Origin of the sequence: Butyricimonas paravirosa (assembly GCF_032878955.1) — a bacterium.
Taxonomy (GTDB): domain Bacteria; phylum Bacteroidota; class Bacteroidia; order Bacteroidales; family Marinifilaceae; genus Butyricimonas; species Butyricimonas paravirosa.
Map to the genome: position 1 here is coordinate 1,437,320 of NZ_CP043839.1, position 13,330 is coordinate 1,450,649.

Consider the following 13,330-nt stretch of genomic DNA (forward strand, 5'->3'; position numbering starts at 1 on the left):
CTACTTTTCAGCTTTCAACAACTCAATGACATAAGATATTTCATCAGCCAACTTACTGGGACTACCGCAATACCCTCCTGAAGTATAACGCATCACGCCATCTTTCAAAATTACTTTTCGCGGAATCCCCGAATCATTGAACATTTTGGCAAAGCGTGAGAACACGACATTGGCCGATTGACTCTTTTCATTATAATTGTCATACAACACATTGAACGTGAAATCATTTTTTGCAAAGTACTCCTTAATCTTCTGTTTATATTTATCCCCGCTTTCCTGGGTAGCAATAAAATAAAACTCCACCTCTTTATCTTTAGCATATTTATCCACAGCCATTTGCATGCCGGGGAAGGCCATCTTACACGGACCGCACCAAGTTGCCCAAAAATCAAGTACCACAATCTTTCCTTTCCAGTCTTTACTATTCACCTTTTTTCCCGTCATACTTTCTAACACGAAAGGTTCAACAGCTACATTCGTCAATCCCGCCTTGACCTCCTTTTTCATCTCTTCCAGTTCTTTCATGGACTTCAGCGACTGCACATATTCCTCGAAACCTTCAGACTTTCCATACTTTTCCGTATACACTTTTTTCAACATCTCCAACATAGCCGGAGTCACCACATTCTCTCGCACACACTCCTCCAACACGGAAAATATCTTCGATCTATTCCCGGTCTTTTCCAAAATTTGGATATAGGCCTCATTCAAGTCCGAATTGCTATACAATCCTTCTTTCGACAAGTTTTCAAAATAAGGAAGAGTCTCCTCGTATTTTTCCATCCGGGTCAACAAAAGAATATGACTTGTCAGTTTATCATCAAGCTGGCGACGAGCAATTTCCCTCGCCTGCCCCGGAGTATATCTGACATCCTCCATAAAAGAAAGATCATCTTGTTTCTTCATCATCTCTTCTATCATTGCGGTAGATAAAGGATAAATGACCTCATCAGGACTTAATTTCAACTTAAACATCCGGAAAATATTCCAACGATACACCTCATTCAATGTCTGGAAATTCATTTGATCAAACCAAGAGGCAAATCCCTCGTAATCGTGCTTGGCAAACAAAGCCTCTTCCAAAACACGGAATGTACTGTAATAAATAAAAGCATGTTGCCCCTGTTCCGGGTGCTTACGCCATTCACTGATCGGGAAGTCAGCCAAAAACTTGCGGGTTGAATCCAGTTTCACGTCATCCAGCGGCATTTGCTCGATAGTCTTAAAAGTCTTAAAGCGAGCCGCAGCACCGTGAGGATAATTAGCAAGAATCATTTGTTCCAGCGAATCGGCTTTTTCCGTATCTCGTAATTCAAAACGGTAAAGATCCCTAGCCCACAAATATTGTTGTTCACCCAAGCCGGGGATACTCAAAAACTGAGTAATATACCGACGAGCCGCATCCGAATATTGGTCTCCACTTCTCAATTTCACCATCGCCATAAAACAGTCGAACATTTTCGGCATATTCTGCGGGAAGTATTCCAACTCTTTATACATCCACATTTCCACCGCCTCATCAGAAATATCGTACTGATTAAAATACCCCATCACACCTTTCCCCAAAGAAGGTTTACGAAATATAGCCCAAGCCAGTCTTCCTCCGGGAAGTTGTTGTCCATTCTGGTCAAGGGTTACCCACATGAAACCCTTATCATCATTATTATCCGCAACACCCATATCATTCACATCCTTCGGGACAAACTTAAAGGCAACAAAAGCGCAATTTCTCGGTACATAAAAATTCCCATACCAAATTCCCTTGTATTCGCTCAAATCCACATCTGCCACTTCCCAACAATAATCATTATACATATAGGCAACTCCGGTAATAGCCTCCTTTCCGACCAACGGTCCTCCCGTCGGATCATATTGTATTTCCAACCGAGTTCCTGCCACAGGACTCCCCGTAAAACCGGATAAACGAGACTTTTCTTCTTGCCCTAACACGTTCACGGCAAGACCACATAACAGCATTACAATAATTACGAACTTATTCCTCATAGTAATAAATTTTGGACATAAAATTCCAAGGGCTATTATAAAGCCCCGGAATATATCAATTTCAAATTCAAATGTTTATTTACTTGCTTGATTCCCGATCGCGTGCAGATCGATATTATACTTTGTTTTAAAATAATCCAACACGATCTCGTATTTTTGTTTTATCAGGTAAGTACGTTTATAGGTTCCGCTACTTTGATCCCATTCTGCACTGACATCAAAACTATCAGATAACGCCCAAGCCTTAAACTCATCCTCGCTCATGATTGTCAAATACTTCACGTAAAGCCCGAAATCATAATTCACATCAATATTTTTATAATATTCCAAGAACCCACAACCATTATACCCCCATTGTCCTTGATTCTCGGTATTTGACGAGTTATTAAACAAATCAGAAAATTCCGTCGGAATCTCTATTTTATCACGAGAAGCCGCATACACGATCAAAGATTTTGTAATCTCCCCGGTCGCATTTAATTTCTCATTTTCAGTCAATTGATCGAACTTTTCACTCGTATAACCGAATGCGATATGATTTAAACCACTTGCAGCTGCATGATACGTGGTATCATACACTTTCACACTCCCCCATTCTTGTGTTTCTTCATCATACACGTAATCGTATCTTTCTGTTACACTATATATTTCCGAGGCCAATAACACTCTTAAAGGTAATATTTTCCGTAAGAAATCTTCATCCCATATAGCAAAACTATTCTCTGTTATAAAATGAAAAGCCTTGTCAGCATACGCCTCATCCGCTTGAACCGAATAATAGGGAATATATTCCGTCACATTCCAACGAAAATCCGATTCCTTATATTTATACAAAAATTGTACGTTATATTTCTCGTAATAAGCAAGAAATTCCTGATCATAATCCGCATTCCCTTGGGGAAATTCATAAAAAGTCTGAGGTTCCGATGGAGTTAAATCTTTTTCCCCACAGGCAAAAAATAAACCTGTAAAAATCAACAGTATAAACAGTATATTATTTTTCATAGTACTTCAATTTATCAATTGGTTCCAATTCGATCCGTAGCTAATTCATTCTGTACCAATTTAGAATTCCGATCTAAAACATCCTGCGAAATCGGTAAGGTATATCCAGGATCTTTTTCCTGTAACACGTATGTTGTCCGCTGTCCATTTTCACTAACCCACGTATGTTCAATTCTAGGCATCCCGTAACGACGAAGATCAAACCAGCGATGTCCTTCCATAAAAAGTTCACGACGACGTTCCAACTTACACAAGTTTTCCAAATCATCAGCCGTACTCAACGTGTAATTCGAATAATTTGTAAACCGGTTTTCCCGCAATTTATTTAGATCATTTACAGCTAATTGACCACATTCAGCAGCTCCCGCTTTATATTTCTCCATATATGCCTCTGCTCGGTTCAAATAAAGTTCAGCCGTTCTCCACACGTACCCTCTTTCCGCAACCCCGTGTTTATACTCTTGATAAGGATAAATATAACCGCTTGCCGTGGCCTTAAAATACATCCCGTTACGACTATCATTCGGTTCTGAAAAACTACTCACCAAATCCGTAGACAGGCATACAGGCGTTCCCATGAATCCCATCCGTCCGGGCATACTTCCAAAGACAAAAATAGTTTCCGGGAAACTGGAAGAAACGACCGGATTCGTAGAATTCGTGGGATAATTCACATTCGTGTAAGCATAAGTCGGTAAATAAACCAAATCCGGAGCCCCTGCAAGAGCCTGGGTGGCATGTTCAATCACTTTATCCCATTCCTCCATGTACAGATAAATACGGGAGGCGATCAAATGTGCGGAAACATAATTGATCCGGTAAACCCCATTATTTGTTTTATTCTGATCCAACAATGACACAGCCCGCTCAATATCCGCTGTAATCTGTTTGTATACATCTGCCACCGAACTACGAGCAATTCCTTCATCCCGAATTTCGGATTTCGTGACCAAAGATACTCCTAAACGCTGGTCGGGAGTTGAACGGGAATCGTTGTAAGGAGTTGCAAAGATATTCACCAACTGCAAATAATAATACGCCCGTAAAGTCAGAGCCTCTCCCAACACCATATTAATCTGTGATTCCGTACCCACTGACATCTCTATATCATCAATGATAACATTGCATACCATAATCTTCTCATAGTAATTTTCGTATGTTGCATCAGTCACATTTGCATCCTTCAAAGACTGATACATGTAATATTGCCAAGTAAAAATATCCCGGCAAGCATTATAGACATCCGTGTATGAATAGGAAGATACGCCATCAATATCATCATCCATATACCAAGTCAAACCATCCAATTCGGCAAATGCATACCCTGCCCCGTTCAATAATTCTGAATAAGCATCCGTTGTTTCCGGTTCAAATTCATCTTGAGAAACTTCCTCCAAGAAATTCCCACACGCACAGAACGTTATGATAAAAAACGCTCCTAATATAAACTTATTAAATACTGAAATCATAGTTCATCATCTTTACTAGGTTAAAAACTAACATTTAAAGAGAACGAGTACGTCTGCGTGATTGGTAGAGCCGTTCCTCCGGTTCCGCCTTGTTCAGGATCTTGTCCCCTAAACTTCGAGCTACAAATCGTCAAAGGATTGGTAACATTAAACATACAAGACATCATGGATACCCCAAATTTTTTCAAATATTTCTGGGGAATCGTATAGGACAGAGATAAATTACGACATCTTAGGAAATCTCCCTTCACCACCCGAATATCTGAATAATTATACATTTCATAAGAATTCAAAGACACGGTAGAAGGAATCGGAACATATAAATTATACTCTGTCGAACCATCAAACACGAATCCTGGAATATTTGTCGTAAGCTCGTCACCCGGCTTCTTCCAACGTTTCAAAAGATCTTTATGCAAATTATCCTGTGGAGCGGGCATGGTGAGAGCCCCGCTATACAAGAAATTCAATCTCTTTACACTACCCAAGCTATAAGCGAAATTAGCATTCAACGTCAGATTCTTATATCGCAAACTCGTGGTAAATCCACCGCTGATTTTAGGATCAGCCTGTCCGGAATACACCAAATAATCCTTCGGGTCATCCATTTTAACAATCTGGCTCTGGTCACGAGAAGTATGAGCAAAAGTAGCGTATCCATATTGCGGATCTAATCCGGTAAATTTCCATGAATAAACCGCATTTACAGGCTTTCCGTTCTCAAAAGCATTTCCGGCCAGATAATCCGTGTAAGTATATTCATTTTTTCCTGTATTCTGCACATTATTCGTGTTCTTTGAATACGTGGGAGTAATTGTCCATTTGAAATCTTTCGTCTGTACGGGTACAAATGACACGGCCAACTCAAAACCCGTATTCTTTATATCCGCTCCGTTTTTATAGGTCGTCTTAACTCCATATTCCGCAGGAACATCCAAACTAAAAATAATATCTTTCCCTTTTTTGTAATAGTAATCAATTGTTCCACTGATTCTTCCTTTCCAGAATGAAAAATCCGTTCCGATATTTATTGTCTTTGTCTTCTCCCAGCGCAAATCCGGATATGCGTAACGACTAACGTTCAGCACGTACTCCCCGGACCAACGATTAATCACGGTTGTCGGATATTTCACGACAAGATTGGGTCCCACCGTGGTAGGAACATTTCCCTGACTACCATAGGACAAACGCAGACTCAAGTCTGCCCGTTCTCCCAACAATTTAAACCACGGTTCCTCAGAAACACTCCAACGTCCCGCAACACTCCACACGGGTAAAGCTTTATTATTTGTATATTGTCCGAAACGGTTGGAAGCATCCATACGGATATTTGCATTCAACACATAACGATTTCTATATGCATAAACTAACGTCGCAAAACCGGATAACGTATTAGATAACGTATTACTAAGTTTAGCCGTATGTTTCTCCAAAGATGAATTTCCACTCAATGAAGTTGAGCCGGACGTATTGGTATCATACTCGTAACTAATTCCCAATCCCCGATCCGGGAAATATCCCCATTCCTCAGTATTAAATCCATCATTTTTTACCGAACGGACCTCATATCCCACCATCGCGTTAATAATATGATTCTCGTTCAATATCTTATTATAAGACAACTGGGCGCGAGCCGTATAACTTATATTATTATTTGTTTCATATAACAATATACCTCCCTTAGACAAACGCGAGGCTTTTTCCTCTTCACTATTTGGAGTAACTGCCCCGTAGTCATATCCTCTGATTTCCGCAATATAATAAGAACGTTCATCTGCCCATTTCTTGTTTACCGTGTTCGAATAATTTACACCAAAAAGAGTATTTAAAGTCAACCGAGGATGTAATTTCGCATTTATCCCCACACTGGCATTCACTTGACGAATATTCGCCTCATTACCCGTATGCTCTATTTCGTTCAAGATATTATAAGAAAGCGGAAAATTTGAAGACAATCCGGGTACAGTAGAATATTGTGTCGTGTAGAATTCATCTTTACTAATGGCTCTTGATGCAGAAAGAGCATAATCCGAAGGATTTACCATATAAAAACCATCTGATTTTCTATCCGAAAAACTCAATTTACCCTCCACATTGACAAACTTCCCGATATCGGTACTTAAATTCAAATTTAAATTATATCGTTCCAGGTTGTCTCCCTTCGTCGTTCCTTTACTATTATTGTAACCTACTGAAAAATAGTAACGACTAGTTTCATTTCCCCCGGAAACACTTAATGTATAATCCTGATTAAAAGCATTCTGACAAAGAATCTTAAACCAATCTGTGTTCATTGTCTCCAAATCGGCAACTTTCGCATCAAACTCAGACTTTGTAATTTTACCGTCATAATAATCAAACAGAGCCCCTTCATACCCTGCAGAATAAGGCATTGCCCCATATAGATAACCGTACTCTGCCGTTTCCCGGGACACCCCGATACGTTCCTTAGAATTCATCAATTGGTAATCCGAATACCGGGGACGTTCCGTAAACCCGAAAGATGCTGAAAAAGTAACTGACGGCTTTCCTACTTTACCTTTTTTAGTTGTCACAACAATCACGCCATTAGCAGCTTGCGTTCCGTAAATAGCCGTAGCGGAAGCATCTTTCAAAAAAGTAATCGATTCAATATCCATCGGATTCACCCCGGAAATGGCATTACCTAACAAACTCAGACTGGCATTTTCTCCCGCTTGTTCCCGTATGGTTGAGGCCGATCCCGTTAACACGTCATTTATCTCGTCGTTAGATAAATCCACCGGGTCCTCATAAATAATTCCATCAACAACCCATATCGGAGCAGCATTCCCATGAATGGTTGAAGAACCCCGGATACGCATTTTCGGAGTCGCATTCGGGCTACCGGAAGTTGTCATAACCATTAATCCCGGAACACGTCCCTGTAACATAGCGTCTACCGAGGCCACGTTAGGAATCAAAATATCATCTATTTTCACCGAGGTAGTAGCACTGGCTGATAACCGTTTGTCTACTTTACCATACCCCGTAATCACCACTTCTTCAATCTCCGTCACGTCCGGTTGCAGGCGAATAACCAATTCTTTGTTATCGTTCTTCTTCAAAGCCACCTCTTGCATCTGGTAACCGACAAAGGTCACGAGCAGAACAGTCGTGTCCATCTGTGGAATTTCAAGCGTAAACGTTCCGTCAACATTAGCCACTCCACCAAGAGCCGTTCCTTTTAAAACAATGGTCGCTCCCGGCAAAGATTCCCCTTTCTCATCCAGAATCTTACCTTTCACAATCCGTTTTTTGGGCTGATTATCCTCCTGTCCCCGCTTGATAATAATTAAAGAACCATCTTTTTCATAAACCAATCTGGTTCCTTTCAAACACAAGGCCATGACATTATCAATATCAGCCAGTGATACCGAAAGTGTTAATCCCTTAATTCCGACAACATCATCCGATTTAAATAAAAACCGGTAATCGGAATTTTTCTCTATTTCCCTGAAAACTTCTTTTAATGAAGCATTCTCCACGCTTAACGTGAGGTTCTGCGAATGTACATTCCCGTAGGTATGTAACATTCCGAACAGCATAAACAAGACATAAAATTTCATCATTCGCATAATTTGTGCGTACTTTCTCGAATGGAGAAAGTCATCTTTCCATTTTTTTGTCATAACTTTGTAGTTGTAGAATACAATTTAATTTGTCAGGAATGGGGAGTGTGGGGACACTCCTCTTCCTTTATTTATCGATCACAGTTATATTATTTCCTTTTATATCAAAATGAACAATATCCAGTTTTTCTATTTTCTCTAATAACACGGAGAAATCCTTGTATCGGCTAATGTTTCCGTTAATTCGAATCTCCTTCACACCGGGATTCTGATAAAACAAATTCACGTCATACCACCGGGCAACCGTATTCATCACATCCTCCAAACGCTCGTCTTCGAACACGAAATACCCGTCCTTCCATGCCGTATAGAGACTGACATCCACCTTTTGTTTACTCAGTTCTCCTGTATTTGTTAACACGGCCTGTTCCCCCGGTTCCAACAATAACGTTTTTCCCTTCACGTTTATTTCCACACTTCCTCGTTCCAGTGTTGTTTCAAAACGACTCTCTCCCTCGTAAGCATTTATATTAAACCGAGTTCCAAGTACTTTCACTTCAAACCCGTTAAGCTCTACAATAAAAGGAGTCCCGGACTTTGCCACATCAAAAAAAGCCTCTCCGGAAAGCACCACCCGTCTCTCCTCACCGCTAAACCGTACCGGATAACGTAAATCCGTTTCAGCATTCAGATGAACCATCGTCCCATCACTTAATTTCATGGAGAACTCTCCCCCTCTCGGAACTCGCATCAAGTGAAACTCATCCACCATTTTTCCCTTCGCCTCGATCCCCTCGTAATTCAACACGTTACTATCCTGTTCCACGAATAGACTGTCGGAAATAACAATATTCGTACGTAACCTAGATTCTAAAACAATCGCTTTCCCAGAACCGGTATACAACACGGCTTGATCCTTGCCGGGAGCCAATGCCAACGAATTAACTTCCGGTTGTACAGTGTCGAATTTTTGCCACAAAACGATCGTTCCGACCAGACAGATAAATACAGCTACATACTTACACAACCCGATGAATACCTTTCTTTGCTTTCCATAGGTTCTTTGTTCAAATTTCTTCAAATTTTTCCGGACGTCAACCTCTTTACTTTTCTCTTGAGTAAAAAAGTTCTTCATTTTCTGGTAATAGCGCTCATTCTCTCCCGACTCATTTCTCCACGCCTCCACTTCCTGTTTCTCCTTTTCTGTTAAATCGCCATTTACAGACCGCCTTAATATGGACCAATCAATTTTTTGCATAGCTTGTATTTATTGCTTACATACATAAGACAACTTCAACAAAAAATACAGTGACAAAATTTCAAGAAAAAAATTATTTTTCTTGTAACAAATTGATACTATGAACTAAATAACAGACAAAAGGATTAGGAAAGAAGCTCCCAAACGAGAACGGATAAATTTATACGCCCGGCTCATCTGCGTGTTTACAGTATTCACGGAAATATTCATTTCTTCCGCTACTTCCTTGTATTTTTTCCCGTCCAGCACGCAACGCTTAAATATAATTTTAGACTGATCCGGCAATTCTTCGATCACATCATACACCTTCTTCAACATATCCTGATCAATTTCTACCTCCGGAATTTCTGCATAAGCTTGAGCCTCAAGTAACCATTGTTTATAATTATCTTCCACATGAAGATGTTTCAAACGATTCAGACTACGATTACGCACCTGAGTAAAAAGATAAGATTTCAAATTAGATACCTCCGGAAGTGTCGGAGCATTATTCCATAAATCTATAAATACCTCCTGAACAATATCCTCAGCCTCACCACGATCCAACAAAAAATATTCTGCAAACAACGTCATCTTCTTGAAATAAGATTCAAAAAGTTGTTTAAACACTCCCTGCTCCCTCCGCCTTATCGCCTGCAAAACATTTTCCATATCAAATCCCATAGGTATCCTTGTCTACTCGTGTTGAATACACAAATATAAATCTTTCTTTTAAAAATGCTCTTCCCCACGATAAATATTAACTTTTCTATTACCAAAAAGATCACAGACTACATAAAGATGAACCTTCAATTAACGACATCGCTCAACGGGATTTCATCCAAGCTATTTTCTTCTTCGCACCAGCAACAAACACGCGCACCACCACTCTATTCCCACACCAATCTAACCCAAATAATGAGGTAATCCTACCCTAATAATCCCACTCATACAGAGCTTATTCGTTGTCTATTCGTTGCTCATGCATTACGACATATGTAAGCTCTGAGTAAACGTCGAATGATGTTCGAATATGTGGGATTATTTCTTTAGGTTCTCCTTAGGAACTCGTTAGGTTCTCTTTATAAATCAATCAACAAGTCACCCTCCTATTTTCTACTATCCAGAATCTTCGTCCCGATATCCATGTAACGATACACATCCCGGGTGGTCTCCCGGATACGTTCCTCGTCCTTTTTATGTCCCAACCGGACAATAATGGCATTCTTTTCGGGAATAGCGACAATATATTGTCCCAACATTCCCCGGAAATAGGGATTCTGTTGTCCTTTATAGTTCATAATCCAAATCTGAAAGCCATAATAATCCAATGAATCCTTCCCCCACTCGTCCTTCAGATACCCCGCCGGACTCATGGCCTCGTTAATATATTCTTCCGAAACTAACTGTCTCCCGTTCCAGTTCCCATGATGCAACATCAAACGGGCAAAACGGGCAATTTCCCTCGCCGTGGTGTGAAAACAACAGAAAGATTTCTCGTCCCCGTCTTTTTTATCCAGCAACCAATAGGCGTCCTGACAAGCTTGCATCGGCTTCCATAACTTCTCTTCGGCATAATCACTAATGCTCTTCCCGGTCGCTTTCTCCACGACAAAAGCCAATATCTGCGTATCCCCGCTCCGGTATGAAAATTGTTTCCCCGGTTCCTCGATCACGTCCAACGTAGTCACTAAATCATAAAGATCGTTCCCATAGTAACCATGTGTAGTTACCGAAAACAACGACGCATAAGCCTCATCCCAATTCAACCCGCCACTCATGGTTAACAAATTGCGAATCGTGATATTTTTCTTTTTTCCCTCGTTAAATTCCGGGATATATTTCCCCACCGAATCATCCAGACTGGCAATTTTTCCCTCGTCATAAGCAATGCCGACCAACAGCCCCACGATACTCTTGGTCGATGAAAATATATTTGATGTTTTCGTGTCATTCCAACCGGACCGATATTCCTCGTACACGATACTATCATTCTGGATCACCAGAAAAGAAACCGTACGAAAATCATTCAAGTAGGCATCATCCTCCGGACTCAACTCGTACGTGTTATAATCCTCGGCAATCCCCCACGTCCAGCAAGTGTCGGCTTTCCGCACCGTATGCTTGTCAAACATCGACAAATCATCTATCGACGGGTACCAATAAAGCAAAGCCTGCCGTGCATAATAAGGCAGACAGAAATAAGCAATCCCCAGCAGCACCACAACCGTCAAAAGTATCTTATATCTTTTCTTCATCATAATCAATTTACAAAGTTTGTAAGGTCCGTAAAGTTCATAAGGTTTATAAAGTTCATAACGTGACGGGTGTCCTTCGGACAGTTTTTAACGGCAGCCCCCGCTGCCGTCTATAAAGCGCCCCGCAGGGGTCCAAGGACCTTATAGACCTTATGAACCTTATGGACTTTATGAACCCATTTTCACTTTCACCACCATTTTCCGAATTATCCCCTCCCCGATACAAGGAGCATGAGCATCTTCCGGGAAAAAGATCACGAACTCTCCGGGAGATAACGTGAACACCCGCTCCACCGGATCCCGGTAAAAAGTAAAATCACCCGCACCATCATACGGCGCCCGTTCCTCGCCCAACAGACTTTTAGCCTTCCAGCCATATCCTTCCGGCATACACAAAGGCATCTGAATATCAATATATTTATCATGCCGTTCGTACACGGCCTCCTCTATTTTTCGTCCTTTGGCATCTTCAATTTTCAGATAGGCATTATCCCCGTCAATGTCAATTCGTCCCACGGGCATACTTGCCAAATCATGCGTTTTTATATAGTCAAAAACAACTTTAAAATACGGGTTCAACCCCTCAATTCGTTCGCTATTAGCCAGTACGTCTACAATCATAATTTTATTTCAATTTTTTTATACAACAAAGATAACGAAAATACGTTAACAACAAGAAAACCAAGCAAGAACAACGCACATTTTCTTCTAAAAAATGTGTTCATTGCCCGGTTTCCATCATATTCTAGGCCAAACGTTATATTTAGAACTACATAAATTTTAGTCACTATGAAAAACTCATACCTTACGATGATCGTTTTCACGATTTTTACCATCAGTTTTTGCTCCAAAACGCAGGCACAAAAACAGAGCCGCGTGGAAAGACTATACCAACACATCGCCTGGTCCGAAGGAGACAAGTACGATCGGTTGAGAGAAAAAATGGACACCAAAAGTATGGATGCCTACAAAAATGAAATCACCTTGGCCGATGCCCTCAGACAATTGTTACTGACACCCGGCATCAATGCCATCGAACCCTACCTGAAAAGCGACATGGCCATCCAGCAACAAGACGGCGGCGCCCGGTTACGTTCGTTCTGCCAAGCAGCAAATCTCAACGTCAACCTTTTTCGTCACAAAGCAGACTCCACGATCTTTGCTTTGCTTGTTTATTCCAAGGATCAACTTGAAGATTCCCGTACAGTACTTGCACAAATAAAGAAATACGCTTACAACATTGACCCCGATATTTACGAGGCGATCGTCCGGCTAAAGGAAAAAGTGCAATATGCAGACCTGAAAGCCCAGCCGACACAGGCAAAATGTGACACTTATTTCAAAGACTTTCACAACCAATACAACTATGTCGAGGTGGCCCAAATATACAATGATCTGTTATACAGAGCCGCCCTTGACAAGCAAAACGATTCAACCATTCTCTGTTATTTTAACGACACCACGCTAAAAACATTCTACGCTAACTCCAAGGAACCGCGTCCCTACCTGACTGAAGTACAAAAACTCTATGACGACTGCCTGTTCAAAGCGATACAAACAGCCACTTCCCCGGAAGTACAAAAACATTGTATCAATGCTTATATCGAATGTCCCTATCTAGCCGGATGCAACCGCAGATACCTGCCACAAGTGGAATACGCTAACGACAGCATAGATCTGGTCATTCTCGTTTCACAGGTGGATTTTTTTTCCACGCCTCCCGCAAATCAAAACTTACCTTCAAACACATAAATACAAGCAATTTCG

At 40.9% G+C, this 13,330-nt stretch carries 9 protein-coding genes; 1 reads left to right on the forward strand and 8 read right to left on the reverse strand.

Annotation, left to right across the window (positions count from 1 at the left end):
• The 8 genes from F1644_RS06055 to F1644_RS06090 form a co-directional block, all read right to left on the reverse strand.
• Complete coding sequence (locus F1644_RS06055) at positions 1-2,004, reverse strand: TlpA family protein disulfide reductase (RefSeq protein WP_118304809.1); 2,004 nt, start codon at positions 2,002-2,004, stop codon at positions 1-3.
• Between the two features lie 75 nt (positions 2,005-2,079).
• Complete coding sequence (locus F1644_RS06060) at positions 2,080-3,009, reverse strand: hypothetical protein (protein WP_087421189.1); 930 nt, start codon at positions 3,007-3,009, stop codon at positions 2,080-2,082.
• A gap of 14 nt (positions 3,010-3,023) precedes the next feature.
• Positions 3,024-4,478: a RagB/SusD family nutrient uptake outer membrane protein gene (locus tag F1644_RS06065; RefSeq protein WP_087421188.1), complete on the reverse strand. Its 1,455-nt coding sequence runs from the start codon at positions 4,476-4,478 to the stop codon at positions 3,024-3,026.
• Between the two features lie 20 nt (positions 4,479-4,498).
• Entirely contained in the window at positions 4,499-8,068 is a 3,570-nt protein-coding gene (locus tag F1644_RS06070; RefSeq protein WP_158571921.1) for a SusC/RagA family TonB-linked outer membrane protein, read from the reverse strand.
• Between the two features lie 127 nt (positions 8,069-8,195).
• Positions 8,196-9,326: a FecR family protein gene (locus tag F1644_RS06075; protein WP_118304810.1), complete on the reverse strand. Its 1,131-nt coding sequence runs from the start codon at positions 9,324-9,326 to the stop codon at positions 8,196-8,198.
• A gap of 105 nt (positions 9,327-9,431) precedes the next feature.
• The gene (locus F1644_RS06080) at positions 9,432-9,989 is read right to left on the reverse strand and encodes an RNA polymerase sigma-70 factor (RefSeq protein ID WP_087421185.1); all 558 of its coding nucleotides are present in this window, start codon (positions 9,987-9,989) and stop codon (positions 9,432-9,434) included.
• Positions 9,990-10,414: 425 nt separating this feature from the next.
• On the reverse strand, positions 10,415-11,563 hold the full coding sequence (locus F1644_RS06085; protein WP_118304856.1) for a serine hydrolase domain-containing protein: 1,149 nt from the start codon (positions 11,561-11,563) through the stop codon (positions 10,415-10,417).
• A gap of 168 nt (positions 11,564-11,731) precedes the next feature.
• On the reverse strand, positions 11,732-12,184 hold the full coding sequence (locus F1644_RS06090) for a YhcH/YjgK/YiaL family protein (protein ID WP_118304811.1): 453 nt from the start codon (positions 12,182-12,184) through the stop codon (positions 11,732-11,734).
• 168 nt (positions 12,185-12,352) lie between these two features.
• Here F1644_RS06090 and F1644_RS06095 point away from each other — a divergent pair, with 168 nt between their 5' ends.
• Positions 12,353-13,315 carry a hypothetical protein gene (locus F1644_RS06095; protein WP_147344481.1) on the forward strand — a complete coding sequence of 321 codons (963 nt, stop codon included), beginning with the start codon at positions 12,353-12,355 and terminating at the stop codon, positions 13,313-13,315.
• Positions 13,316-13,330: the final 15 nt, after the last annotated feature.